The organism is Mitsuaria sp. WAJ17 (assembly GCF_014174515.1).
In the GTDB taxonomy this organism is placed as follows: Bacteria; Pseudomonadota; Gammaproteobacteria; order Burkholderiales; family Burkholderiaceae_C; genus Roseateles_B.
Window position 1 is genome coordinate 131,688 of sequence record NZ_JACJUG010000001.1, and the last position, 25,422, is coordinate 157,109.

The 25,422-nt window shown below is 68.9% G+C and carries 24 protein-coding genes and 1 pseudogene; 13 read left to right on the forward strand and 12 right to left on the reverse strand.

The window, feature by feature from the left end; genetic code table 11:
* Nucleotides 1-55 precede the first annotated feature (55 nt).
* The 5 genes from H5407_RS00540 (at nucleotide 56) to H5407_RS00560 (ending at nucleotide 3,265) form a co-directional block, all read left to right on the forward strand.
* Complete coding sequence (locus tag H5407_RS00540; protein ID WP_183102460.1) at nucleotides 56-448, forward strand: hypothetical protein; 393 nt, start codon at nucleotides 56-58, stop codon at nucleotides 446-448.
* Nucleotides 449-550: 102 nt separating this feature from the next.
* Nucleotides 551-1,117: a GNAT family N-acetyltransferase gene (locus H5407_RS00545; RefSeq protein WP_183102461.1), complete on the forward strand. Its 567-nt coding sequence runs from the start codon at nucleotides 551-553 to the stop codon at nucleotides 1,115-1,117.
* A gap of 28 nt (nucleotides 1,118-1,145) precedes the next feature.
* On the forward strand, nucleotides 1,146-1,541 hold the full coding sequence (locus tag H5407_RS00550) for a VOC family protein (protein ID WP_183102462.1): 396 nt from the start codon (nucleotides 1,146-1,148) through the stop codon (nucleotides 1,539-1,541).
* Complete coding sequence (locus H5407_RS00555) at nucleotides 1,538-2,032, forward strand: GNAT family N-acetyltransferase (protein ID WP_183102463.1); 495 nt, start codon at nucleotides 1,538-1,540, stop codon at nucleotides 2,030-2,032. The genes H5407_RS00550 and H5407_RS00555 overlap by 4 nt, the downstream gene beginning before the upstream one ends.
* A 72-nt stretch (nucleotides 2,033-2,104) precedes the next feature.
* Nucleotides 2,105-3,265, forward strand: coding sequence for an acyltransferase (locus tag H5407_RS00560; protein WP_183102464.1), 1,161 nt, complete (start codon nucleotides 2,105-2,107; stop codon nucleotides 3,263-3,265).
* A 12-nt stretch (nucleotides 3,266-3,277) separates the two neighbouring features.
* On the opposite strand, the gene H5407_RS00565 is transcribed toward H5407_RS00560, so the two are convergent.
* Nucleotides 3,278-4,966 carry an AMP-binding protein gene (locus H5407_RS00565; protein WP_183102465.1) on the reverse strand — a complete coding sequence of 563 codons (1,689 nt, stop codon included), beginning with the start codon at nucleotides 4,964-4,966 and terminating at the stop codon, nucleotides 3,278-3,280.
* A gap of 217 nt (nucleotides 4,967-5,183) precedes the next feature.
* Nucleotides 5,184-6,488 (reverse strand): tryptophan--tRNA ligase, encoded by a 1,305-nt coding sequence (locus H5407_RS00570; protein WP_183102466.1) that lies wholly within the window; start codon nucleotides 6,486-6,488, stop codon nucleotides 5,184-5,186.
* A 211-nt stretch (nucleotides 6,489-6,699) separates the two neighbouring features.
* On the opposite strand from H5407_RS00570, the gene H5407_RS00575 reads away from it, so the two are divergent.
* Nucleotides 6,700-9,000: a bifunctional diguanylate cyclase/phosphodiesterase gene (locus tag H5407_RS00575; protein ID WP_183102467.1), complete on the forward strand. Its 2,301-nt coding sequence runs from the start codon at nucleotides 6,700-6,702 to the stop codon at nucleotides 8,998-9,000.
* Between the two features lie 14 nt (nucleotides 9,001-9,014).
* On the opposite strand, the gene H5407_RS00580 is transcribed toward H5407_RS00575, so the two are convergent.
* Nucleotides 9,015-9,929, reverse strand: coding sequence for a LysR substrate-binding domain-containing protein (locus tag H5407_RS00580; protein WP_183102468.1), 915 nt, complete (start codon nucleotides 9,927-9,929; stop codon nucleotides 9,015-9,017).
* 123 nt (nucleotides 9,930-10,052) lie between these two features.
* On the opposite strand from H5407_RS00580, the gene H5407_RS00585 reads away from it, so the two are divergent.
* Nucleotides 10,053-11,057 carry an aldo/keto reductase gene (locus H5407_RS00585; RefSeq protein ID WP_183102469.1) on the forward strand — a complete coding sequence of 335 codons (1,005 nt, stop codon included), beginning with the start codon at nucleotides 10,053-10,055 and terminating at the stop codon, nucleotides 11,055-11,057.
* Between the two features lie 3 nt (nucleotides 11,058-11,060).
* On the opposite strand, the gene asd is transcribed toward H5407_RS00585, so the two are convergent.
* Nucleotides 11,061-11,903 (reverse strand): archaetidylserine decarboxylase, encoded by an 843-nt coding sequence (asd, locus tag H5407_RS00590; protein WP_183102470.1) that lies wholly within the window; start codon nucleotides 11,901-11,903, stop codon nucleotides 11,061-11,063.
* Between the two features lie 247 nt (nucleotides 11,904-12,150).
* Here asd and H5407_RS00595 point away from each other — a divergent pair, with 247 nt between their 5' ends.
* Nucleotides 12,151-14,406, forward strand: a complete 2,256-nt coding sequence (locus tag H5407_RS00595) for an aminotransferase class V-fold PLP-dependent enzyme (protein ID WP_183102471.1) — start codon at nucleotides 12,151-12,153, stop codon at nucleotides 14,404-14,406.
* Nucleotides 14,407-14,779: 373 nt separating this feature from the next.
* On the opposite strand, the gene H5407_RS00600 is transcribed toward H5407_RS00595, so the two are convergent.
* The 7 genes and pseudogenes from H5407_RS00600 to H5407_RS00630 form a co-directional block, all read right to left on the reverse strand.
* On the reverse strand, nucleotides 14,780-16,270 hold the full coding sequence (locus H5407_RS00600) for a serine hydrolase (RefSeq protein WP_183102472.1): 1,491 nt from the start codon (nucleotides 16,268-16,270) through the stop codon (nucleotides 14,780-14,782).
* A 72-nt stretch (nucleotides 16,271-16,342) separates the two neighbouring features.
* On the reverse strand, nucleotides 16,343-16,726 hold the full coding sequence (locus H5407_RS00605; RefSeq protein WP_183102473.1) for a VOC family protein: 384 nt from the start codon (nucleotides 16,724-16,726) through the stop codon (nucleotides 16,343-16,345).
* Between the two features lie 66 nt (nucleotides 16,727-16,792).
* Nucleotides 16,793-17,224, reverse strand: a complete 432-nt coding sequence (locus H5407_RS00610) for an SRPBCC domain-containing protein (RefSeq protein WP_183102474.1) — start codon at nucleotides 17,222-17,224, stop codon at nucleotides 16,793-16,795.
* Nucleotides 17,221-17,718: a metal-dependent hydrolase gene (locus H5407_RS00615; protein ID WP_220800379.1), complete on the reverse strand. Its 498-nt coding sequence runs from the start codon at nucleotides 17,716-17,718 to the stop codon at nucleotides 17,221-17,223. The genes H5407_RS00610 and H5407_RS00615 overlap by 4 nt, the downstream gene beginning before the upstream one ends.
* A 357-nt stretch (nucleotides 17,719-18,075) precedes the next feature.
* Nucleotides 18,076-18,561, reverse strand: coding sequence for a GFA family protein (locus tag H5407_RS00620; protein ID WP_183102475.1), 486 nt, complete (start codon nucleotides 18,559-18,561; stop codon nucleotides 18,076-18,078).
* 20 nt (nucleotides 18,562-18,581) lie between these two features.
* Nucleotides 18,582-18,824 (reverse strand): hypothetical protein, encoded by a 243-nt coding sequence (locus H5407_RS00625; RefSeq protein WP_183102476.1) that lies wholly within the window; start codon nucleotides 18,822-18,824, stop codon nucleotides 18,582-18,584.
* Between the two features lie 181 nt (nucleotides 18,825-19,005).
* Nucleotides 19,006-19,185: pseudogene (locus H5407_RS00630) on the reverse strand (NIPSNAP family protein); the annotation flags it as partial.
* Between the two features lie 388 nt (nucleotides 19,186-19,573).
* On the opposite strand from H5407_RS00630, the gene H5407_RS00635 reads away from it, so the two are divergent.
* Complete coding sequence (locus H5407_RS00635; protein WP_183102477.1) at nucleotides 19,574-20,680, forward strand: 6-carboxytetrahydropterin synthase; 1,107 nt, start codon at nucleotides 19,574-19,576, stop codon at nucleotides 20,678-20,680.
* Nucleotides 20,681-20,690: 10 nt separating this feature from the next.
* The gene (gene queE, locus H5407_RS00640; protein WP_183102478.1) at nucleotides 20,691-21,338 is read left to right on the forward strand and encodes a 7-carboxy-7-deazaguanine synthase; all 648 of its coding nucleotides are present in this window, start codon (nucleotides 20,691-20,693) and stop codon (nucleotides 21,336-21,338) included.
* A gap of 105 nt (nucleotides 21,339-21,443) precedes the next feature.
* On the opposite strand, the gene H5407_RS00645 is transcribed toward queE, so the two are convergent.
* The gene (locus H5407_RS00645; RefSeq protein ID WP_183102479.1) at nucleotides 21,444-22,772 is read right to left on the reverse strand and encodes a dicarboxylate/amino acid:cation symporter; all 1,329 of its coding nucleotides are present in this window, start codon (nucleotides 22,770-22,772) and stop codon (nucleotides 21,444-21,446) included.
* A 435-nt stretch (nucleotides 22,773-23,207) separates the two neighbouring features.
* Between H5407_RS00645 and H5407_RS00650 the strand changes: the two genes are divergently transcribed.
* The 3 genes from H5407_RS00650 to H5407_RS00660 all read left to right on the forward strand — a co-directional run bounded on the left by H5407_RS00650 (nucleotide 23,208) and on the right by H5407_RS00660 (nucleotide 24,916).
* The gene (locus H5407_RS00650) at nucleotides 23,208-23,537 is read left to right on the forward strand and encodes a nucleotide pyrophosphohydrolase (RefSeq protein WP_404935567.1); all 330 of its coding nucleotides are present in this window, start codon (nucleotides 23,208-23,210) and stop codon (nucleotides 23,535-23,537) included.
* 32 nt (nucleotides 23,538-23,569) lie between these two features.
* Nucleotides 23,570-24,241, forward strand: a complete 672-nt coding sequence (locus tag H5407_RS00655; RefSeq protein WP_183102480.1) for a PolC-type DNA polymerase III — start codon at nucleotides 23,570-23,572, stop codon at nucleotides 24,239-24,241.
* A gap of 156 nt (nucleotides 24,242-24,397) precedes the next feature.
* On the forward strand, nucleotides 24,398-24,916 hold the full coding sequence (locus tag H5407_RS00660) for a GNAT family N-acetyltransferase (protein ID WP_183102481.1): 519 nt from the start codon (nucleotides 24,398-24,400) through the stop codon (nucleotides 24,914-24,916).
* The last annotated feature ends 506 nt before the right edge of the window (nucleotides 24,917-25,422 follow it).

A 25,422-nucleotide genomic window follows, 5' to 3' on the forward strand; every position in this document is an offset into this window, starting at 1 on the left:
TTGCTATCGTCAGGCCCGTTGCGGGGCAGGCGTCCCGCCTGCCTGAGGAGATCCCATGCTGAAGTCCCTGGCCCTGGTCCTTGGCTGCTATGTGCTGTCGGTGCTGCTGGTCCTGGCCACCGATCCCCTGCTGTCGGCCCTCTTCCCGGGGGACTTCGTTCAGGGCCGCATCCCCTCCGAGACCTCGCTGATGGCCAGCACCGGCCTCTTCATCGGCATCTCCATCCTCTGTGCCTGGCTGTGTGCCCGCCATGCGCCGAGGCTGCCGGGCCGCCACGTGCTGTGGTTCATGGTGCTGGGGGAGTTGATGGGCATTGCGGCCACCATCCCCAACTGGAGCAAGGGCTGGCCGCACTGGTACTGGCTGTCCTGGCTGCTGAGCTGGCCGTTGAGCTGCTGGCTAGGCCTTCGCCTGGCGCGGCGGAGCGCGCCGCAGCGCGAGGCCTGAGGCGCCACGCCCAGGCAGGCGCAGACCCGCCCGTGCGCTTTGCGGCCGCGGGACGCCGCGGTGCTTGCGCCGGGGCGGGCTCATGCCGTAGTCTGCGCGCCCATGTGCAGCAGCCCAGCCTCCACCGCCGCCCCCCGGCTCATTCCCGCCCGGCTGGACCAGCATGCCGCCGAGCTGCTGGCGCTGAACACCGAATACATGAGCTGGGTCTTCACCGGCATCGAGCAGCACTTCGGCGCCTTGCCTGCGGCCCTGTCCGAGCGCCCGGTGGCCGACTATGCGGCAGAGATGCTGGACAAGGTCTGCGGCGATCTCCCGCCCGCCGGCTGCTTCTACCTGCTGACCGTGCCCGATGGGAGCGGGCATGCACTGCGCATGGCCGGCATGGGCGGCCTGCGTCGCCTGGACGAGCAGCGGGCCGAGCTCAAACGAATCTACCTCCGCCCCGGCTTGCGCGGCCTGGGCCTGGGCACCTTGCTGATGCAGCGGCTCGTGGAGGATGCGCGCGCCTTCGGCTACCGGCAGCTGTGCCTGGACTCGGCCCCCTTCATGCAGGAGGCCCAGGCGCTCTATGCCCGCCAGGGCTTCCAGGACTGTGCGCCCCATGCAGGCACCGAGGTGCCCGCCCCGCTGCAGTCCGGCTGGCGCTTCATGCAGCGCCCGCTCTAGACCCCATCCATCCACAAGGGAGTTCCCCATGATCGACCACACCGGCGTCGTCGTCAGCGACTTTGAACGCAGCAAGGCCTTCTACCGCGAGGCCCTGGCCCCCATCGGCTACCAACTCCTGCTGGAGTTCCCGGCCGACGTCACCGGGCATACCGATGTCGCCGGCTTCGGCGAGCCACCCAAGCCCGATTTCTGGATCAGCCGCGGCACGCCCAACCAGCCACCCATCCACATCGCCTTCCGGGTGGGCACGCGGGCCGAGGTGGACGCCTTCCACCAGGCCGCCCTGGCCGCCGGCGGCACTGACAATGGCGCCCCGGGCCTGCGCCCGCACTACCACCCGGACTACTACGGCGCCTTCGTGCGCTGCCCTGACGGCCACAACATCGAGGCCGTCTGCCACCTGCCCGAGAGCGCTGCGTGAGCGAGCCCCGCGTCCGCCTCGCCGGCCTGGAGGACCTGGACACCCTGGCGCCACTGTTCAACGCCTACAGGCAGTTCTACGAACAGCCGGACGACCTGGTCCTGGCCCGAGGCTTCCTCGAGGAGCGGCTGCGACGCGGGGAGTCCGTGCTGCTGCTGGCCGTAGGTCCCGAGGGCCGGGGACTGGGCTTGTGCCAGCTCTACCCCACCTTCTGCTCGGTGCAAGCCCAGCCCATCTTCAGCCTCTACGACCTCTTCGTGCCCCCAGAGGCCCGGCGCCTTGGCATCGGCCGCGCCCTGCTGCGCGCGGCGGAAGACCTGGCCCTGGAGCGTGGCGTGGCCCGCCTGGACCTGACCACCGCCCGCAGCAATGCGCGGGCGCAGGCGCTGTACGAGTCCGAGGGCTGGGTGCTGGACCAGGTCTTCCTGGCTTACCAGCGCTATCCCGGCGCACCCCGGCCGGCACCCACGGCGGCGCTGCAACAAGCGTAACGCGCCAAGGGCGCGCCTGAAGGGGCGGGGCTGCACACAATCCGCAGCCTCGCATCCCCTCTCGATCACTTCATGACCCAGCTGAGCGCCCCTCCTGGCACCCACCCACGCGCCCCCGGCCTGGACACCTTGCGTGCCCTGGCCATCGTGCTCGTCTTCTGCTTCCACTACCGCGTCTTCGTGAGCCGCGCGCCGGACCTCGGCTGGTTCTCCAATGTCGGCTGGAGCGGGGTGGACCTGTTCTTCGTACTGAGCGGGTACCTGATCGGCGAGCAGCTGATGGCGGGCCTGGCGCGGGGCGAGCAGCTCGCCCTGGCCAGCTTCTATGCCCGGCGCGCCACGAGGACCTGGCCGCTGTACTGGCTCGTGCTGGCCGCCTTCTTCCTGCTGCCCGGCCAGCTCGGCGGGCGCGAGCTGCCGCCGCTGTGGCGCTTCCTGAGCTTCACGCAGAACATCCAGCTGGCGCCAGGCACGGCCTTCTCGCATGCCTGGTCACTTTGCGTCGAGGAGCAGTTCTACCTGGTCCTGCCCGTGGCCCTGCTGGTGGCCCGCGCGCTGCGCCTGAGCCGGCGCCAGATCTGGCTGGGCATCGCCGGTCTCACGCTGACGGCCATCGCCTGGCGCCACCACCTATGGACGATCTACGGCCGCCGCGATGCGGACATCGTCGGCTACTACCAGAACATCTACTACGCCACCCTGGGCCGCGCCGACGAGTTCCTGCCGGGCCTGGCCCTGGCCCTGCTGCAGCACGGCCATCCGCGGCTGTGGGCACGGCTGATGCGTCATGGCCGCCTGCTGCTGGCCCTGGGCCTGAGCGCCGTGGGCCTCATGTGGACCGTGGCGGTTCACAACTACGTGCTGCCGGACGACAGCTGGGGCTGGTTCATGACCGCCATCGGCTACAGCGCCATGGCCTGGGCCTATGCCCTGCTGCTGCTGGCCTGCCTGGCACCGGGGCATGCGCTGGCGCGGCGCGGCGTGCCGGGCGCGCGCTCGCTGGCCTTGTGGTCCTATGCCCTCTACCTGACGCACAAGCCACTGGCCCATGTGATGAAGCCGCTGCTGCAGGAGCTGCCGGACTGGGCCGCCTTCGGGATCACCGCGCTGGCCAGCGTGGCCCTGGGCGGGCTGCTGTACCACGCCATCGAACGCCCGCTGATGCGCTGGCGCCAGCGGCGCTGGCCCGGCCAGTTCACGCCGGCCGCGCCTACGGCGGCACAGGCAGCGTGAGAGCCGCGGCCTTCAGTCGCCGAAGATGATCTTGCGACGTTCCTCGACCCAGGCTTCCAGCTTGGGACCGAAGACCTCATCGACGCGGTTGCGGCGCACCTTGAAGGTCGGGGTGATGAAGCCGTTGTCCACCGTCCAGGGCGTCTTCACCAGGATCAGGCAGTCCAACTGCTCATGCGGGTCCAGGCGGGCGTTGATGTCGTCCAGGTGCTGGGTCAGCTGGGCCAACAGCTGCTGGCGGTCGGCCTCGCTGCCGGTGCGCTGGGCGGCGTCCGGCGAGAGCATCACGATGCCCACCGGCTGGCCCAGGTTGGCGCCAGTGACGGCGCAGGCCTCGACGGCATGGTGCATGGTGAGGCGGTCTTCGATGGGGGCCGGCGCCACATACTTGCCCTTGCTGGTCTTGAACAGGTCCTTCACCCGGCCGGTGATGCGCACCAGGCCCTGGGCATCAATGCTGGCCTTGTCGCCGGTGTGCAGCCAGCCGTCCGCGTCCAGCACGTCGGCCGTCATGGCCGGCTCCTTGTAGTAGCCCAGCATGACGGCAGGGCTGCGCATCAGCAGCTCGCCATTGGTCGGGTCGATGCGCAGCTGCACGCCGTCATAGGCCGGCCCCACGGTACCGGTCATGTCGATACCGGGCTTGGTGATGTTGCTGATCGCGAGGTTCTCGGTCATGCCATAGCCCTCGTTGACCGGCAGGCCGATGTGGCGGAACCAGTTCAGCAGGGCCACCGGCATGGGTGCGGCACCGCCGGCGGCGATGCGGCACTGATCCAGGCCCAAGGCCGTTCGGATCTTCTTGCGCACCAGGGCGTTGAGCAGCGGGATGCGCAGCAGGCGCTCCAGCTTCTGCTCGGGCATCTTGGCCAGCACGCCCTGCTGGAACTTGACCCACAGGCGGGGCACGGAGAAGAAGATGGTCGGCCGCGCACGGCAGACGTCGGCATTGAAGGTGTCCAGGGACTCGGCGAAGTAGACGTGCATGCCCGTGCGCAGCCAGCCGTGCTCCACCAGCACGCGCTCCACCACGTGGGCCAGGGGCAGGTAGGACAGCAGGCGGTCCGAGGCCGACATCGGGAAGCGACCCAGGGCCGCCGTCAGCGCCCAGGCGAAGTTGCCGAAGCTGTGCATCACGCCCTTGGGCTGGCCCGTGGTGCCGGAGGTGTAGATGAGGGTCGCGAGTTCCTTGGCGTCGCGCAAGACCTGACCCTGCATCGGTGCCGTGCGCGCCACAATGGCGTCCCAGCCCTCGTAGCTCTTGCGGGCGTCGTCCGGCGACAGGGCATAGCTGATGCACGGCATCCCGGCCGGCACGCCGGGCTTCATGCCCTCCCAGCCGTCCAGCTTGCCGATGAAGCAGGCGCGAGCCTCGCTGTGGGTGAGGATCTGCTGCACGGTCTCGGCCGCCAGCGTGGGGTACAGGGGCACGGAGACGTAGCCGGCCATCCAGATGGCCAGGTCGCTCATCAGCCACCAGGCGCAGTTCTTGGACAGGATGGCGACCTTGGAGCCCTGGGGCCAGCCCTGCGACTTCAGGTGGGCGGCCATGCGACGGACCTGATCCGCCACCTCGGCCCAGGTGAAGTCCTTCAGCTCGCCTGCACCCATGGGCTGGGTCAGCGCCACGCGGGTGGCGGCTTCGCGCTCCCAGCGGTAGAGGCACTGAAGGGCCAGGGTGTCGGGGGCAATGACGCTCATGGGTTTGTCTCCTGCTATTGATCGACTTGTCGAGCTTGATAGCAAAGACTAGCCACCCGCCCTCGAACAGCCTAGCGGGTTTGCTCGCACTTGTTCTGGACGCACCGCTCGAAACTGCAGGCTTGTGGTGTCTGGCGCACTCATCGTGCGGTAAACCTGCCACAACGCCAGCACATCGTGGCACGCCTGCCCCAAGGGACAGGCTCTGGGGCCGGGCTCAGGCAGCGTCAGCGGCCTGCAGGGCGGCCAGGGCCTCCTGCAGCAGGGCCTCGTCCACCTCGCCGCGCTGCACCGGGGCCTCGGCCAGGGCCGCCGCGCCCTCGCGCTTGAGGCGGGCCACCCACTGGCCGGCCTCCTTGCCCTGGGCGAAGCCCTGGCTCTGCAGCAGCAGCTGGCCATCCGCGGCATTGAGCTTGAAGTAGAACTGGCCGTCGGCTTCACGGTACTGCTTGAAGACGGGCAGGGCGGACTTCACCCTGGCCGCCGGCGCGGCCACCGCCTGCAGGGGCTGGAAGCGGCGCAGGCCCACGGCCTCGCGCAGCCGGGCCAGCAGCGGCGCGGCGATGGCCCGGGCCTTGGCGGCGCCCTCCTGCAGGATCTCCTCGATGCGCTCGGGATTGGCCATCAGCTGCTCGTAGCGCTCGCGCATGGGGCCGATCTCGGCATCGATCTGGGCGAAGAGGCGCTGCTTGGCCTCACCCCAGCCCAGGCCCGCGCGCAGCTCGGCGCGAAAGGCGGCGCGCTGCTCGGGCGTGGCGAAGGCGTCGAAGAGCTGGACCAGGGCCGTGCCCTCGGGCTCCTTGGGCTCGCCGGGCAGGCGGGAGTCGGTGACGATGCGGGCGATGGCCTCCTTGAGACCCTTGGCGCCACCCTCGAAGAGCGGCACCACGTTGTCGTAGCTCTTGCTCATCTTGCGGCCGTCCAGGCCCGGCAGCAGCTCCATCTCGGCATCGACCTGCGCTTCGGGCAGCACGAAGAAGTCCTGGCCCTTGCCGAAGAGATGGTTGAAACGCTGGGCGACGTCGCGCGCCATCTCGATGTGCTGGACCTGGTCCTTGCCCACGGGCACGCGGTGGGCGTTGAACATGAGGATGTCCGCCGCCATCAGGATGGGATAGCTGTACAGGCCCATGGTGACGCCGGCGTCCGGGTCCTCGCCGGCGGCCACGTTGGCATCCACCGAGGCCTTGTAGGCATGGGCACGGTTCATCTGGCCCTTGGAAGTGACGCAGGTCAGCAGCCAGGTCAGCTCGGGGATCTCGGGGACATCGCTCTGGCGGTAGAACACCACGCGCTGGGTATCCAGGCCCGCGGCCAGCCAGGTGGCGGCGATCTGCAGGCGTGAGCGCTCGATGCGGTCCGGCTCGTCGCACTTGATCAGCGCGTGGTAGTCGGCCATGAAGAAGAAGCTCTCGGCGCCGGGCTCGCGGCTGGCCGCGATGGCTGGGCGCACCGCACCGACGTAGTTGCCGAGGTGCAGGGTGCCGGTGGTGGTGATACCGGTGAGGACGCGCTGGGTCATGGTGGGCAGCTGTTGCAGTCTTGCGGGGGCGCCAAAGGCCCCGGGAGGGGGCTATTGTCACAGCTTGCCGCGACAAGGCCATCGCCCGGCCCCCAGGGGCCTGGCTCCCTGGTGCAACAGTCCCCTCAACCCTGTGTTCAAGGCCTCACTGCAAACGGTAGCATCCGGCAAGACCGCCCTGCGCGACGCGGGGCTCAGGGAGCCTGCGCCAATGAATTTGCTGGTGCTGCTGAGTTCATTCCTGGAGCTGATGCTGGGCGTCACCCTGATCGTGCTGTGGCGCCTCAACCCGCGCCATGAGCATGTGCTGCTGTGGGGCCGCAGCGCGGTGCTGCTGGGCATGGGCCTGGCGTTGGGCGTGGGCCTGGCGCCGGTGGTGGGTCCCGGGCCCGCGCTGGATCTGCTGGCCAGCCTGGCCGCGGCCGCGGTGATGACCTCCCTGTACCTGCTGATGAAGGGCAGCGCGCTGTACCGCCACCGCCCCTGGCCCGGGCGCTTCTGGGCCGGGCTGCTGATCGTGATGAGCGTGGGCATCGCCGTCCTGGCGCTGCAGCACAAGCCCTGGGGCGTGGCCTTCGCGGCCGCGGTGCTGTGCCTGGGCAATCTGTGCTGCGCGGCCTGGATAGGCTGGACCCCGCGCCTCGCCGAGCGCGTGATGATGCTGCTCTTCGTGGCCTCGGCCGCCGTGCATGCCAGCGGGCCTCTGCTGCATCCGCTGAGCCAGTCTGCCGTCACCCATGCCAGCGGCCTGATCGTCCAGACCCTTCTGTGCCTGACGCTGATCATCGTGGCCGCGGCGGGCGCGCAGAAGGAGGCCCGCGACCAGGCCCTGCGCTTCTCGCGCCTGGCCGAGCATTCCCTGCAGGGTCTGGCCGTCCTGCGCGAGCACCGCCTGCTCTATGCCAATCCAGCCGCCCTGCAGATGTTCGGCTTCCCCAGCCTGGCCCAGGCACGCCAGAGCGACATGCTGCAGGAGCTGGCGCTGCCCGAGCAGACCCAGGGCTCGCAGGGCCGACATGCCCGCGTGCTGGCCGACCCTGAAGCCCGCATCGACTGGGAAGGTCCGCGCCTCAGCCAGGACGGGCGCCCGCTCTACCTGCGCGGGCTCTCCAGCCAGCTGGTCTGGGACGGCGCCCCGGCCGAGCTGATCGTGATGCTGGACGAGACCGCGCGCCACGAGGCCCTGGAGGCCCTGCGCCGCCAGGCCCACTTCGACGAGCTGACCGGCCTGCCCAACCGCAACCATGCCGTCGAGATCCTGGGCCGGCTGACCCAGGCAGGCACGCCCCTGCTGCTGATGTCGGCCGACGTGGACCGCTTCCAGCTGATCAACGAGACCCTGGGTCCCGAGTTCGGTGACCGCCTGCTGCACGCCCTGGGGCAGCGCCTGCTGGAGCACATGCAGCAGTGCGCGCTGCCGTCCAGCGTCAGCCGCCTGGGCGAGGACCAGTTCCTGGTGCTGGTCGAGGGACTGGAGCAGCCCGCCGAGGCCGAGTCCCTGGCCCGTCGGCTGCTGGAGGCCACGCGCCAGCCGCTCAGGCTGGACGAGCAGGAGCTGACCGTGCATCTGTCCGTGGGCTTGGCCCTGTCCCCGCGTGATGGCAGCGACGCTGCGACTCTGCTGCGCGCTGCGGAGTCCGCCATGCACCGCGCCAAACAGATCCCCGGCAGCGCCCATGCCCTCTTCGACCCGGCCCTGGACCGCCGCGCCAGTTCCATGCTGAAAGCCGAGCAGTTGCTGGACAAGGCCCTGCGCGAACGCGAATTCCAGCTGGTCTATCAGCCCAAGTTCCGATGCGGCAGCCGGCGGCTCAGCGGCTTCGAGGCCCTGGTGCGATGGCAGCGACCGGACGGCCAGCGCATCAGCCCGGTCGACTTCATCCCCGCGGCAGAGCGCACCGGCCAGATCCTCCAGCTGGGCGAGCTGATCATCGACATCGCCCTGCAGCAGCTGCAACGCTGGCACGAGCAGGGTCAGGTCTTGCCTGTGGCCATCAATGTCTCGCCGGTGCAGTTCACCCAGCCGCGCTTCGCGGACCGGCTGCTGGAGCGCCTGGCCCGCAGCGGCCTCCCGCGCGGCCTGCTGGAGATCGAGATCACCGAGACCGCCGCCATGACGCAGCTGGACGAGGTGCTGCGCCAGCTGGAGCAGCTGGGCGCGGCCGGCGTGCCCTGTGCCATGGACGACTTCGGCACCGGCCAGTCCTCGCTGACCATGCTGCGCAAGCTGCCCATCCGCACGCTCAAGCTGGACCGCAGCATGGTCGAGCCCCTGCCGCGCCCCGAGGCCGCTGCCATCGTCGAGGCCACCTGCGCGCTGGGCCGCAGCCTCAATCTGGAGATCGTGGCCGAAGGGGTGGAGACGCAAGAGCAGGCCGACGCCCTGGAGCGCCTGGGCGCCACCCATCTGCAGGGCTACCTGCTGGGCCGGCCACTGGAGCCCGCGGCGGCGACGGCCCTGCTGCAGGCCAGCGGCAAGGACAGCCCGCGGCACAGCCCGGCCCTGCACTGAGTCCGCAGCCCTCCTCAGGACCGCGGAGCCGTCTCGCGCACCAGCTCGATCAGGGCGCGCAAGGCCGGGCTGGCCTGGCGCCGCCCCGGGTAGTAAAGCTCCACGGCCGTCCCTGGCGGGCAGTACTCGGGCAGCAGACATTGCAGGCGGCCCTGCGCCAGGGCCTCGCTGGCGAGCCGCTCGTAGACATAGGCCAGGCCCGCACCCTCCAGCGCCGCCGCCAGCGCCACGGCCTGGTCGTCAACGGTGAGGGGCCCGGCGGGCATGAAGCGCTGTGTCTCTCCACCCTGCTGGAACTCCCATTCAAAGAGGGCCCCGCTGGCAAAGCGCTGTCGGATGCCGGGCCAGCGGGCCAGGTCCTGCGGCTGCCTGGGCGGAGCGGCCATGGCGATGAGGTCCGGGCGGCCCACCACCACGAAGCGCTGCGGTGCGCTGAGGGGCAGGGCCACCATGCCGCGCGGCAGGCGCTCGCTGAAGCGAACGCCGGCGTCGAAGCCGGCCGCCACGATGTCCAGCAGGGCGTCATCCGTGCAGAGTTCGAGCTGCACGCCGGGATGGCGGCGGCAGTAGGCAGCCAGCAGCGGCGCCATCATCAGCCGGGCCACGCTGCGCGGCACCGAAAGGCGCAGGCGGCCCTGCAGCCCTGCCGGGCCCAAGGCGGTGGGGGTCAGGTCTTGCCAGGCACGGTCCAACTGGCCCAGGGCCTCGCGGGCGGCGGTGCACAGGCGCTCGCCAGCCTCGGTGAGCCGCACGCTGCGGGTGCTGCGCAGGAGCAGGGGCTGGCCCAGCCGGGCCTCCAGGCGCTTGATGGCCTGGCTCAGGGCCGAGGGGCTGAGGCCCAGCTGCAGGGCCGCCCGGCGAAAGCCCGGGGCATCGGCCACGGCCAGCAGCAGACGGATCTGACCCAGGTCCGGGGCGTGTGTGTTCATGGGCGGATTGTTCATCACAGATGCACATCCCGTGAAGCACTGCGTGGATTGTCTGAACAATGCCCAGCGGGGAAGATGCCGGCATCCCTTCTATTCACCTCCACATCTGCAAAGGACCACCCCATGACATGGCTTCGCCCCCTCGCCGGATTTCAGCTGCCCGCCATGGGCCTGGGTTGCATGGGCATGAGCGAGTTCTACGGCCCCAGCGACGACGAACAGTCGCTGCGCACCCTGCGCGCGGCCTACGATCGCGGCGTGCGGCACTTCGACACGGCCGACACCTACGGTTCAGGCCACAACGAGACCCTGCTGGGCCGCTTCCTGGCCGGCCTGGCGCCCGGCGAACGGGCCGGCGTCTGCGTGGCCACCAAGTTCGGCATCCGCCGCACACCGGGCACCTACGAGCGCCACATCGACAACTCGCCGGACTACGTGAAGAGCGCCTGCGAGGCCAGCCTGCGCCGCCTCGGCATGGACTGCCTGCCCCTGTTCTACGTGCACCGCCGCGAGCCGGCCGTGCCCATCGAGGCGCTGATGGAGTCCCTGGTGGCCCTCAAGACGGCCGGGAAGATCGCCGCGATCGGGCTGTCCGAGGTCTCGGCGGACACCCTGCGCCGTGCCCACGCCGTGCACCCGGTGGCGGCACTGCAGAACGAATACTCGCTATGGGAGCGTGGCGCAGAAGCGGAAATGCTGCCCCTGTGCCAGGCCCTGGGCGTGGCATTCGTGGCCTACAGCCCCCTGGGCCGGGCCTTGCTGAGCGCCGAGCTGCCGCCCACCGAGCAGCTGGACGCGAAGGACTTCCGCCGCCAGCTGCCGCGCTTCAGCGGCGAAGCAGGCACTCACAACCGTGCGCTGGTGGCCGAGTTTTCAACCCTGGCCGAGGGCTGGCAGATGAAGCCGGCGCAGGTGGCCCTGGCCTGGATCCTGAGCCGCCAGCCCCATGCCCATGTGATCCCCGGCATGCGCCGCGAGACCCATCTGCAGGCCAACTGGGACGGCGCGCGCCGCACACTGGACGCCGCTCAGCTGGCCCGGCTCGACGCCCTGTTCGCGCCCGAGGCCGTGCAGGGCGCCCGCTACACGCCGCAGGGCTATGTGGGCATCGAGTCCCCGCAGCGCTGAACCTCAGTCGGCCATCACCTCGCCCAGGCGCACCGGGCCGGCCGGCAGCCAGGCGGGGTTGAACTTCAGCGGCCCCTTGGGGAAGAGCATCACCACCGTGGAGCCCAGCAGGAAGCGGCCCATCTCGGCGCCCTGGGCCAGCTCGATGCGCTGGTTTTCATAGCGCCACTCGCGCACCTGGCCGGGCCGCGGCGGATTGACCACACCATGCCAGACCGTGGCCATGGAGCCGACGATGGTCGCACCCACCAGCACCATCACGAAGCGTTCGCCGTCGGGGCGCTCGAATTCGCACACCACGCGCTCGTTGCGGGCGAACAGGCCCGGCACGCCGCGCGCCGTCACGGGGTTCACCGAGAACAGGTCGCCCGGCACATGGATCATGCGCAGCAGGCGGCCGGCGCAGGGCATGTGGATGCGGTGGTAGTCCTTGGGACTCAGGTAGATGTTGGCAAAGTGACCGTCCTCGTAGCGCGCGGCCATGGCGGCGTCGCCGCCCACCAGGGCCGTGGTGCTGAAGTGATGCCCCTTGGCCTGGAAGATCTGGTCGCGCTCGATGCGGCCGAACTGGCTGATCGCGCCGTCCACCGGGCACAGAAGCTGGGCCAGGGCCAGCGGGCGGACGCCCGGGCGCAGGGCGCGGGTGAAGAACTCGTTGAAGGTCGGATAGGCCGCCGGGTCCGGATTGGCCGCCTCGGCCATGTTCACGCCATAGCGCTGGATGAAACGGCGGATCACCGCGGTGGTCAGCCCGCCCCAGCGTGCGTTGGCCGCACGGCCGGCCAGGGAGGTCAGGGCCTGCTTGGGCAGCAGGTACTGGAACAAGATGGCTAGGCGGTCGGACACGGCGGATTCCGGTGAATAAGGCAGGGGGAGTATGGACCTCCTCGTGCGCCACAGTGCAAGAGCAGAGCAGGCGCGGCGCCGGGGAGCGGGCCGGATTGTAGGAGCCCCGCCACCCGGCTGCGGCCCGCTGGAGAGCCCTCTCCAGGACGGTAGCGTGACCCTGCCGCCAACTGACCCATGTCAAGCCGGCCGCGCTTCGCGGAGAATCGGTGCCCATCGCCTCCGGCCCCGCCTTGCTCACGTGCCCATGGAAATCTATCTCGACGCCAACGCCACCACGCCCGTCCTGCCTCAGGCCCGTGCCGCCGCCCTGGCCGCCATGAGCGAGGATTTCGGCAATCCCAGCAGCATCCACAGCACCGGGCTCAAGGCGCGTGCGCTGATGGACGCCGTGCGGGCCCGCGCCCAGCGCCTGCTGGGGGCCGGGGCCGGCCAACTGCTCTTCACCAGCGGCGCCACCGAGGGCATCCAGACGGCGGTGCTGTCGGCCCTGCGTGCCTTGCGCACCCGGCGTGAGGCGGGCGAGACCATCGGCAGCCTGCTGCTGTACGGCGCCACCGAGCACAAGGCTGTGCCCGAGGCGCTCAAGCACTGGAACGAGCTGCTGGGCCTGGGCCTGGAGGTGCGCGCCATCCCCGTGGACCGCAACGGCCGCCACGACCTTGCCTGGCTCAGCCTGCAGGCGCCGCGCGCCGGCCTGGTCTGCACCATGGCCGCCAACAACGAGACCGGCGTGGTCAGCGACCTCGACGGCATCGAGCAGGCCTTGGGTACCAGCCGGACCTTCTGGATGGTGGACGGCGTGCAGGGTCTGGGCAAGCTGGAGATGCGCCTGGCCAGCCGCCGCATCGACTACGCCCCCTTCAGCGGCCACAAGCTCTATGCGCCCAAGGGCATTGGCCTGCTCTATGTGCGTGAGGGCGCGCCGGTAACGCCCCTGCTGGCCGGCGGCGGCCAGGAAGGCGCGCTGCGTTCTGGCACCGAGAACATGAGCGGCATCGCCGCCCTGGGCGCGGTGCTCGCGGCCCTGGAAGACGGTCAGACCTTCCGCGACAGCGCCACGCTCACCCGCTACCGCGACCGCCTGGCCGAGACCCTGCTGCAGGCCTTCCCCGGCCTGGTCTTCAATGCCCCGCTGGACCTGAGCCTGCCGACCACCCTGAATTTCGCCGTGCCCGGCCTCAGCTCCAAGCTGCTGCTGGACCTCTTCGACGCGGCCGATGTGCGTGTCAGCGGGGGCTCGGCCTGCAGCGCGGCCAAGGCCCAGCCCAGCTTCGTGCTGCAGGCCATGGGCCTGCCTGAGTGGCAGACGGCAGCCGCGGTTCGCCTGTCCTTCGGCCCTGCGGTGGATGAGCAGCTGATCGTCGAGGCCTGCGCCCGCATCCAGGCCTGCGGCGAGTCCCTGCGCGAGAGCTGCCTCACCGGCACCGTGGCCCACGAAGGCACGCCGCTGACCCCCATCACCCGATATGTGGTGGATGGCGCCTGCTGCTGGCTGCTGGCCGATCCGGCGAGCCGCACGGCCATCGTCATCGACCCCCTGCCCGAGCTGAACGAGCGCCTGGAGCGCCTGCTGCGCTGCCAGGACTACCGCCTGCTGGCCGTGCTGGACACCCACAGCCACGGCGACCATGCCTCCTCCGGCCAGGCCCTGCGCGAGGCCCTGCCGGACCGCCTGCTGCATGCCGAGATCGATGCCCTGGGCTGGCCGCTGGGCATCGACACCCTGCATCTGGGAAGCCAGACCCTGCGCCGCCTGTCCCTGCCCGGCCACACGGCGGACTCCACGGCCTACCTGCTCGGCCAAGGCAGCCAGGTGCGCGTGGCCTTCGTGGGCGACACCGTCATGCCCGGAGCTCTGGGCCGCACCGATTTCCCGGTCAGCGAACCCCTGGCCCTGCGCGACTCCCTGCGCCGCCTGGCCGACACCCTGCAGCCCGGCACCCTGCTGGCCCCGGGCCATGACTACGAGAATCGTTTCGCCACGACGCTGGGCATCGAGGCCGCCCACCAGCCCCTGCTGGCCGGCGCGCTCAACGGCAGCATGGACGCCCTGGGCCTGGCCTGCGCCAAGGCCGAGTTCGAACGCGGCCTTGGCCTGACCGAATACCAGACCATGGCCTGCGGCGCCCGCGTCTGCAGCGGCCCGGAGGCCGCGCCGGATCTGGACGCCCGAGGCCTGCGCCAGCTGCTTCGCCAGCATCCCGAGGCCCTGCTGGTGGACGTGCGCGAGCCCTACGAGCAGCGCCTGAGCCTGCTGCCTGAGCTGGGCGAGGTGCAGCTGCAGGCGGTGCCGCTGTCCATCCTCGTGGACCACCTGCCGCAATGGCTGGCACTGCCGGCCGAGACGCCGGTGGTCTTCTTCTGCCGCAGCGGCAACCGCAGCGAGCAGGCCGCCCGCGCCCTGCGGCGCCTGGGCCACGAGGCCGCCTACACCCTGGCCGGCGGCCTGGCCCTGTGGCCGCAGTGCGAGCCGGGGCTGGAGGCGGCGCTTTACGTCTGAGCGACACCTGTCCGCCGGCCGGGTCGCCAGGCAAGACCTGACCCTCGGCTCCCCCTTGGGCGTCCGCAGCTTCAGGAGGACCGGCGCTCTAGCCGCCTTCCCAACCACAGCAGCGCCGGCACCGACAGTCCCAGGGCCGCCCAGCTGAGCACCAGCGTCCAGGCCTGCGCCGCCAGCAGTAGGCGGCCCAGGGGTACCATCAATCAGCTGGAAGCTGTCCCGACTCAGCAGGGCCCATTACCTCGCGGTAGAAGTCCATGGACCTGGTCAGCTCGGGGGCGGCCAGCAGGACGCGGGTCTGGGTGAGGGGTACGGGTCCTGTTCATATGGGCTTCGCTCCAGCGTCTCGCAGGGGAAGGGGCCGAAGGCGTGCTCAATGCGCCTCGCGGCGGCCGGTCTGCCCATAGAGCTGCAGCTGCGGGTCCGAGAGCTCGCCCTCGAAGCTGGCGCGCACGCGGGTCGCAGGATGGATGAAGTCGCGGGGCCCGCCCTCGACGGGCGCCATGGCATAGCGATCGCCATTGGGAAACACCAGGGTCAAGGCGTCCTTCTCGTAGACCACAGAAATCCTCCATCCCTGCTCGGCAAACACATAGCGGCCCGCCAGAGCTCGCAGCGTGGCCTCCGGCTGCACGGCCCTGACGACCTGCAGCTCGCGGAACACTGGCCAGCCATAGGTGCGCGAAACGGCGCCCAGGAACTCCAGACCCAGGTCCATGCCACCATCGCCGTTGCTCATGAATACCGCGCCATCGCCGGTATCCAGGTTGAGGGTCATGCCCACGCGGTAGCCCAAGGTGCCGCCGTAGTGGGTGATAAAGCGCTGGTTCCCCTCGCTCGACAAGCGAAAGCCATAGACATGGCCCTCAGAGGGCTCGGACATCAGCTCACGGACCAGAGCCGCACTGAAGACCCGGCTCTCGCCGCGATAGCCCTTGCCGATCTCGATCAGGAAGGTCGCCATGTCGCTGGGGGTAGCCCACAGGCCCGCAGCGGCCTGTTCGGGATGGTTGTGCCAGGCGCCGGGCACCTCGCTCCCGTCGGACCGATGCCCATGCGCCGCCCGGGCCTTGCCGGCCTTGGGCAGCGGCTGCGTGAAGTCCGCCTGTCTCATACCGGCCGGTGCGAGCAGCCATTCGCGCATGAGGCGCTCGAAGGGCTGCCCCAGGCGGTCCTGCAGCGCGATCTCCGCCACGGTATAACCGCCACCGGAGTAGCGCAGGGCCGTCCCTGGTGCGAGCTGCACCTCCACCTTGCGTGCATTGCTGGGCAGCGTGCCGTTCACGGTCTGCAGATCGCTGGGCAAGACCTGACCCTGCGCATAGCCGTCATAGCCGCCGGGCGTGATGCCAGCGGTATGCCTCAGGAGGTGGCGCAGCGTGACGGGATTGGCTTCGGTCTGCGCGCCGGGCGGCAAGTGGTAGGACTTCAGCAGGGCATTGACGTCGGCATCGAGGTCGATCAGACCGCGCTCCTTCATGCGCAGCGCGGCCAGCACCGTCACCGGCTTGGCCAGCGATCCCGCCTGGAACAACGTGTTGCAGGCCACGGCAGGCCCGCCGCGCCAGCGCTCGCCCCAAGCTGCACTCCAGTCCATGCGGCCCTGATGGATCACCGCGACGGACAGAGCCGGCACCCGATGCCCCGCCATGCGCTGCGTCACCTCCGCGGGCCTGCCCTCGCCGGCGAACACCACGGACGGCAGCAGACCCTGTTCGACCCGGGCCCGGCGCACCTTGCCCTCCGGCCCCGCCACGCAGGGCCAGCCGGCACGACTGTCTGTCGGTTGTTGTGGAAAGGCCTGGCTGCTGGTGCAGATGACGCTGAAGAGCAGCAGCAGGAGAATTCTGGAGACATCAGGCATTCAGGGCCCCTTCTTGCGTTACAAACGGGCAGCAGACATCCTGCCCTGGTTTACTCATCAATGATGAGAGCCCTAGCACCCCGCCGGCGGCTCCCACAGCTCCACCTTATTGCCCTCCGGGTCCATCACCCAGCCGAACTTGCCGTACTCGGACTCATCGACCTTGTCCTCCACCTGGCAGCCCTCGGCGCGCAGGGCAGCCAGCAGGGCGTGCAGGTCGGCCACGCGCAGGTTCATCATGAAGGGTGCGGTGCTGGGGGCGAAATAGCCGCTATCGGCAGCGAAGGGGCTCCAGTTGGTGGTGCCCTCGGCGCCGGCGGGATCGTCGGACCAGCGGAACACCACGCCGCCCCAAGGCTCCACCTTCATGCCCAGGTGGCGTTCATACCAGGCCGCCAGGGCCTTGGGGTCCTGTGCCTTGAAGAAGAGGCCACCGAGGCCGGTCACTCGTTTCATCGCAATGCTCCTTTGCAGGGTCAGGGGTAGCGTGGCCGCTGGGCTCACGCAGGAATCGGCCGGATCCTAGGCAGGATCGGCACCGGACGCCAGCTCGGCGGCCAGGCGGTCCAGGTTCTGTTCATTGGCCGGTTCGACGATGGCGCGCACCGCCGCCGCCGCCTGGGGGTCGTCGATGACCTGCAGCCAGTCCACCAGTGTGCCCTGGCCCTGCGGCTGCAGACCCATGCTCAGCTCGAAGAAGGGCGCGCAGACATGACGCAGCTTCACCAGGTCAGGCGCGATGTGCAGGAACTCCGACACATTGGGATAGTCCCGCCCGTCCGGCCCGCGCATGGTGAACTGCCAGCGCCCGCCGACGCGGAAGTCGAAATGCTGGAAGCTGTTGCGAAAGCCCGCCGGGCCCCACCAGCGCGCCAGGCGTGCAGGGTCGGCAACTGCAGCGAAGACCTGCGCGGGCGTGGCTGGAATCAGGCGCTGATGATGGAACGATGTCATCGTGAGGTCCTCGAAACACGCCGGCGCCAGCACCAGCCGGACAGGCCCAGCAGGGCGGCCGGCGCCCAGAACCAGCGCAGTTCGCTGAGTATCACCGCCCCGCCCTGCGACGTGAAGAAGCGGCGCAGGCTCTGAGGCGAGGCCTCGATGGGGCGCTCGGGCCACCACAGGCGCTCCTCGCTGAAGGGCCACCAGAGCGCGACGCCATGACCGCCGTTCGTGGCCATGTCCAGCAGGCCATGCAAGGCCGCGCAGGCGGCGACGAAGAGCGCGGCGGCCCAGCGACCGCAGCGCAGCCCAGGTGCCACTCCTGCCGCGAGCAGGCCCATCAAGGCAGCGATCAGCAGGGAATGACTGGCCCCTCGATGGCCCAGGCCGGATTCGTAGGCGATGCCCAGGCGAAGGCCCAGGGCATCGGCATCCGGAATGATGGCCGCAACGATGCGCCACCAGTAGCCGGGGCGGCACGCGGGCCGGCCCCAGGGCCAGGGCAAGCACCAGGGGCACCGCGGGGTGGGAGAGCGCGGAAGGCATCGCGCCTCAACGCCACCAGATGTGCAGGATCAGCAGATCCAATGCCCCCCAGGCGCCGGCGCGTTTGGGAGGGGGGACAGACAGCGGTGGCCTCGCCTGCAGGGGTCGCCGATGCACGTCCCAGGCCCGCGATCCAGGGCAACACCGACTGCAAGGCCAGGGCCGCCATGCCTGCGCACAGGGCCAGCAGGATCGCCAGCACAAGCCAGCCGTCCGCGGGCGGCTCAGACGTCCAACTGCAGGCCCCACAGGCGGGGCAGGCCAGCGACCTGCGGGCCTGCCACTTGTCGGACCAGGTGAAGGCGTCGTGCCGACAGTCAGGGCATCAGTACATGGCAATGATCATCGTCCCGGGATCGGGTGCCACCGGCATCGAATGGGCGCGGGAGGGGCTCGACACCCGTGTTGCCCCCGAAACAGGGCGCCGAGGCCGGCAGGCTGTACCAGGGCGCCTTGTGGCTGGTGAAGTACTCGCCGCTGGGTGCCGGCACGTCTGCATCGGCCATCACACCGGCTGGCAGGCCGGCGATATGTTGGCAGCGTGCGTCGCGTGTCAGCACATGAGTGCCGCAGTGGCGGCAGAAGAGCCGCTGCAGATTCGGCGTCGGCCGGTAGCTGACGAGCTCGGCCTCGCCCTGCACCAGCAAGACCTCCACGGGCACGCTGAGCCAGGTGGTGAAGGCGGCGCCGCTCAGCCGCCGGCACAGGCCGCAATGGCAGTTGATCGGGGGGCGCAGGGTGCCCCGGATCTGCAGCACGACCGCACCACAGTGACAGCCGCCGCCGGCTGGCGTCGCGGCCATGGCGGGTCCTTGGCTTGGGGTCAGGTCTTGCATGAGCATGAGATCCGGAAAGCCTGGGCCAGGCCCAGCCCGGCCAGGCCCCACACCAATGCCGCCGTCACCTCGAAGGTGGACAGCAGGGCCGGATGCCACCAGGCCAGTGGAATCAGGAGCAGCGCGCGCAGCAGGCACACCGCCGCCATCGCAGCCAGGCCGGTGCGCAGCAGGGGCAGACGGCGCAGCCAGCCCAGCGCCGATGCGGCATAGAGGCCGCACAGCCCCATGGCTGCGGCGATGAGCAGGGTGCTCGCGGGGCCAGCAAGGTACCGGCCTCGGCTGAGCGCACGACGGCGACCCGCTCCACCCGTTCGGGGTCACTGAAGTGCTCGCGTAGCACATCGATCGCCCGGTAGTCCTCGGCGAAGGCCTCGCCAAAGGCCACGGCCTGCGAGGTGCGCTGCCTCTTCAGGCCAGCACCGCCCTGAAGAAGGTCCTCTCGTAGCTTCGGAGGCAGCGCGTCTCCTCGGCATAGCGAAAGGCCGCCTGGCAGCCAGAATCATCCGCGGACTTCAGGCGGTATGCCTCGTAGGCGGCCAGGCTCGGGAAAGAGAACGGGGCCAGGGCCATGTCGTTGACCCCCTCGCTTTGCACGCCTCCCCTGCGCTGCCCCGGGCGGCACGATGCCCGGGCGGGGCAGGCGGGTCAAGGCACAAGGCTGTGGACAATTCTTGAACAAGCCCCTGCTTATCCACAGGCCGGGGCGGAATGCGGAAGTTGTTGTCGAACGGCGCGGACGCAATCCAGGGTGGCGCGCACAGGCTTTGGGGCGATGCAAGTGCTTGTCGCAAAAGGGCTTTGAGAACTTGTCCACAGAAACTGCCGCCCTCTACTACTCCTACCAGATAAAGATCTTTAACTACTGTTGTTGAAAGACGGGACGTGAAAAAATCGGGGATTGGCCTTCCGGCGGGCCTCAAGACCGTTTCCGGCCCGCTTTTAGCCCGCTTCCTGCCACCTCGCTGGCATCTTCCTGATGAACACCACCTCGCTCTTCTGCGCCTCGGCGGGCTTTGAATCCGCCTGCCGCATCCCGGCCCTGCCGGCCTCGCACCGCGCCCATGGCCTGCATGGCCACAGCTACTTCGCCACCGTGCGGGCCGATCTGCCCTCCGGCTGGGCGCCCTTCCCGGGCGGCGAGGTGGAAGCGCTGCGCGAGCGCCTGGCCGCCTGCGTGGCGCCCCTGGATCACGGCCTCCTGAACGAGCAGATCGACAACCCCACGGACGAGAACATCGCCCGCTGGATCCGCCGGCGTCTGGAAACCGAGTTCGGCGTGCCGGGCATCCAGCAGGTGGGCATTCAGAGCACCACGCATTCGGGCGTGGACCTGGATGTCTCCGGCAAGGCCCATGTCTGGCGACGCTACCGCTTCCAGGCCGCTCACCAGCTGCCCAATGTGCCCCTGGGCCACAAGTGCGGTCGCATGCACGGCCATGGCTTCGAGGTCATCCTGCATGCCAACCAGGACCTGGGCGAGCGCGACCTCAGCATCGACTACGACCACCTCGACGAGATCTGGGCCCCCTTCCATGCCCAGCTCAACTACCACTGTCTCAACGAGATCGAGGGTCTGCACAACCCGACCAGCGAGGTGATCTCCGCCTGGCTGTGGGCACGCATCCGGCCGCAGCTGCCCGAGCTGTCCTGGGTGACGGTCTACGAGACGGGCTCCAGCGGCGCCAACTTCGATGGCGCGAACTACCGCATCTGGAAGGAGATGACCCTGGACAGCGCCGTGCAGCTCAAGCGCGCGCCGGACGGCCATCCGCAGCGCGGCATCCATGGCCACACCTTCACGCTGCGCCTGCACCTCTCGGCGCCGCTGGACGCGGTGATGGGCTGGACGGTGGACTTCGGCGACGTGAAGACACTGTTCAATCCGCTGTTCAAGGCCCTGGACCACCACCCCCTGCACGAGATCCCCTCGCTGGCCGACAGCGATACTGCCTCCCTGGCCGCCTGGATCCTGCGCGAGGGGTGCCAGGTCTTGCCCCAGATCGATCGCGTGGACCTCTACGAGACCCGGGGCTCGGGCGCGCTGGTGAGCGCCGCCGCGGCCGACGAGCTCATTCCCGTCTGAGGCCGCTGCGATGACCTACGCCGTCAAGGAACGCTTCTACACCCTGCAGGGCGAAGGCGCGCAAGCCGGCCGCCCGGCCGTGTTCTGCCGCTTCGCGGGCTGCAACCTCTGGAGCGGCCGCGAGCAGGACCGCGCCAGCGCCGTCTGCAATTTCTGTGACACCGATTTCGTGGGCACTGATGGCGAGGGCGGCGGCAAGTTCACCAGCGCCGAGTCCCTGGCCGATGCCATCGACAGCCTCTGGCCGCGCGACGCGCAAGGCCAGCGCCTGGGCCGACCCTACGTGGTGTGCACCGGCGGCGAGCCGCTGCTGCAGCTGGACACGCCCCTGATCGAGGCCCTGCACGCGCGCGGCTTCGAGATCGCCGTCGAGACCAACGGCACGCAGCCCGCTCCGGAAGGCCTGGACTGGATCTGCGTGAGCCCCAAGGCCGATGCCGAGATCGTGCTCACGAAGGGGCATGAGCTGAAGCTGGTCTACCCGCAGCCCCTGGCCATGCCCGAGCGCTTCGAGCAGCTGGACTTCCAGCACTTCTTCCTGCAGCCCCTCGATTCCATCCTGCAGAAGCAGCACACGCGCGAGGCGGTGGCTTACTGCATGAGCCACCCGCAGTGGCGGCTGTCGGTACAGATGCACAAGGTGGTCGGCATCGCGTAGACCCCGCCTGCGCGGCCGATTCAGCGCGGGCGCAGGCCCAGAACGACAAAAGCCCCGGCCGATGGCCCGGGGCTTTTTGCATGGTGCGGCGCACGCCGCTTCTGCTCAGGCGGAGAGGTGTGCCGTCTTCTGGTCCAGCACGGCCTCGGGAGACTCGGCTTCCTGCTCGGTCTCGGCATTGAGGCGGGCCTGCAGCTGCGCCGTGTCCAGGTCACCCGTCCACTTGGCAACGACCACAGTGGCCACGCCGTTGCCGATCAGGTTGGTCAGCGCGCGGGCCTCGCTCATGAAGCGGTCGATCCCGAGGATCAGCGCCAGGCCGGCCACCGGCACGCCGCCCACCGCCGAGAGCGTGGCTGCCAGCACGATGAAGCCCGAGCCCGTCACGCCGGCCGCGCCCTTGGAGGTCAGCAGCAGCACGGCCAGCAGGGTCAGCTGCTGCGTGAGACTCATGGGCGTGTTGGTGGCCTGCGCGATGAAGACCGCGGCCATGGTCAGGTAGATCGAGGTGCCGTCCAGGTTGAAGGAGTAGCCCGTGGGGATGACCAGACCGACGGTGGACTTCTTGGCGCCCAGGTTCTCCATCTTGGCCATCATGCGCGGCAGCACCGATTCCGACGAGGACGTGCCCAGCACGATCAGCAGCTCCTCCTTGATGTACTTGATGAACTTCAGGATCGAGAAGCCGTGCGCGCGGGCGATGCTGCCCAGCACGATGAAGATGAACAGCAGGCAGGTCAGGTAGAAGCTGCCCATCAGCTTGGCCAGCTGCACCAGCGAGCCCAGGCCGTACTTGCCGATGGTGAAGGCCATGGCGCCGAAGGCACCCACGGGGGCCAGCTTCATGATGTAGCCCACGATCACGAAGAGCACGTGCGAGCTCTTCTCGATGAAGTCGAACACCAGGGTGCCGCGGCCGCCAAAGCGGTGCAGGGCGAAGCCGAAGAGCACGGCCACCAGCAGCACTTGCAGCATCTCTCCCTTGGCGAAGGCGTCGAACATGCTGCTGGGGATGATGGCCAGCAGGAACTCGGTGGTGTTCTGCATCTTGCCCGGGCCCGTGTAGGCGGCGATGCCCTTGGTGTCCAGGTGGGCCGGGTCCACGTTCATGCCCACGCCGGGCTGGAACACGTTCACCACCACCAGGCCGATGACCAGGGCCAGGGTCGAGACGATCTCGAAGTACAGCAGGGCCAGACCACCGGTCTTGCCGACCTTCTTCATGTCCTCCATGCCCGCAATGCCCACCACCACCGTGCAGAAGATGATGGGCGCAATCAGCATCTTGATCAGCTTGATGAAGCCGTCGCCCAGCGGCTTCATGGCCGCGCCGGTCTCGGGCGCGAAATGTCCCAGGCAGACACCCACAAGGATCGCCAGGATCACCTGCAGGTACAGGGACTTGTAGAAGGGGGGTTTGGACACGGTCGCCATCGCAGCACCTCGTGAATCGGGTTGATGCGTTCATGGTGCGCCCCTAAATCGCACAAATCTGTACGTGGAATTGCAGATTCGAGGGGCCTAGCGCAGGAGGCGGACCGCTGTAAAGGCACAAGGCTGTGGACAACTTTTTAGCAAGGCGGGGCTTATGCACAGGAGCGGGCCGGGTCGGTGCAGTTGTTGTCAAACCGTCCGGCGGTAAACCCGGGCGCCGACCACAAGCTTGTTTAGAACGCAAGATGTTGATTTTCAAAAAAAATATTGACTTATCCACAGCACATGCGTCCCTCTACTAAGACTACCAAGTAAAGATTTCTTCCTTGTCTTGTTGATATCAGCCCGGCAAAAAATCATCAGCTGTTGCACGACGTTCCCTGAACCGCCCGCCGGGCTTGGCGCAGGCGGAGCCAGCGTGCACACTCGCGGCCCATGATGAACATTGCCGATCTCCAGGCCCGCCTGCGAGCCTTTGCTGCCGAACGCCGCTGGGAGCCCTACCAGACACCCAAGAACCTGGCCATGGCCATGGTGGTGGAGGCGGCCGAGCTGGTGGAGATCTTCCAGTGGAAGACGGCCGAAGAGTCCCAGGCCCTGGATGAGGCGACGCGGGTGCATCTGAGCGAGGAGATTGCCGACGTGATGCTCTACCTGCTGCAGATCGCCGATCATTGCCAGGTCGATATCCCCGCCGCGGTGCAGCGCAAGCTGGCCCTCAATGCGCAGAAGTACCCGCCCCTGGCATCCGGCTCGGGCGATTGAAGGCAGCGCTGCTTGTGAACGGAATTCTGGGCGTGAGTGAGACCGTCGCGGTCATTGACTTCGAGACCTCCGGCCTGGGCCCTGGCAATGGCGGGCGGGCCACGGAGATCGCTGCCGTGCTGGTGCGGGGGGGCTGCATCGTCGGCGAATACCAGAGCCTCATGCACACGGGCGTGCATGTGCCGCCCTTCATCGAACAGCTGACCGGCATCAGCAACGAGATGCTGGAAGGCGCGCCGCCGGCCGAGCAGGTGATGCGAGAGGTGGCCGCCTTCACCCGCGGCTGCCCGATGGTGGCGCACAACGCTGGCTTTGACCGGGGCTTCTGGCAGTTCGAGATGCGCAAGGCCGAGGTCGATCCGGATCCGGCCCACGAGTTTGCCTGCACCGTGCTGCTGGCCCGGCGCCTGTACCCCGAGGCGCCTTCCTGCAAGCTGGGTCAGCTGGCGCGCTGGCACGAGCTGCCCGACATGGGCCGTGCCCACCGTGCCCTGGCCGATGCCAAGACCACGGCGCACCTCCTGATCCGCATGGAGCGGGACATCGAGCAGCAGTTCGAGCTGGAGCTGGGCCTGGCTCCCGTGCGCCACGAGCTGCTGGCCCGGCTGCAGAAGGCCAACAAGGCGGCCTTGAAGCGCTGCGTGAGCGATTACGCCAACGTCTGGCGCAAGCGGGCCCAGCTGGCCCTGCCGCTGCAGGCCTGAGCGGCTTGCAGGGTCTCGGATCCACGCCAAAGCCCCGTGGCTGCGGACTTTGCGCCAAAACGCGCCTGAAAATATCGCCTTGTCAAGCGGCCGTATTTCGGGATTTCCCCGCCACAATCCCGCCCTTCGTCTTTCATTTGCCGCTGGTTTCTTTGTATGTCGAGTATTCAGGTCCGTCCGGCCACACTGCGTGACGCCAAGGCCATTGCTGAGATCCACGTTGCCGCTGCGCAGGACGCCTACAAGGACTTGCTGCCGGTGTCCGTGCTGGACAGTTGGTCCGTGCAGAAGCGCCAGGCCTTCTGGCGCGAAGCTATTGACCTGTGCGAGCCGCAGGTGATGGTCGCGCACATCGACAACGAGATGATGGGCTTTGTCGGCTTCGACCGCTCGCGCGACAAGGGTACGCCCTCCAGCACCGGCGAGATCTGGGCCCTCTACGTGGCGCCCAAGCACTGGGAGAAGGGCGTGGGCCTGGCCCTGTGGGATGCCGCCCGCGACGGCCTGCAGGAAGAAGGCTGCACCAAGGTCACGCTGTGGACCTATCTGCGCAATGAACGTGCCCTGCGCTTCTTCGAGCTGGCCGGCTTCAAGCGCGAGCTCAACACCACCAAGACCACCGAAGTGGGCTCCGTGCGCCTGGAAGAGCTGCGCCTGCACCGCTCCCTGGTCTGAGACACAAGCCTGCAGCGCCTGCTCGTGAGAGTCGGTGCTGCAGCAGATCGCCGGCAGTGGCGATGATCTGACGATGAAGCAGCGCGCTTCTTTTGAGGCACAGGCTGCAGGGGCCGACCTCTCGATGCTGCCGCCTGCAGCCCGCGTGATGCGCAGGATTCCCCTGATTCCCTGGCCCCTCGCGCCTTCCTGTGCCGATGGCGCTGCCGCATGCCCGCGCGGTGCCCCCGAGGCATGAGCGACGGCCTGCCCGGGCCATTGACGGCCTCCAGCCTCAATCCCTTCGAGCACGATCAGGTCTGCGACTCGGCCACTGCCTAGCTCAATGGTTCAGCGTCCTTGGCGCGAGATTCACTTCTGTTGCGACCCAGCGCCTGTCCATGGGCAGCCCATCCCAGGCGGGAGGGACGGCAAGAGACCGTGGCCTGTTCTCTCCCATGGCGATCGTCCTGCGGTCGGCGTCCCGTTTCGTGATGACTTGCCCTGTCATTGCTGCACCTATTCCT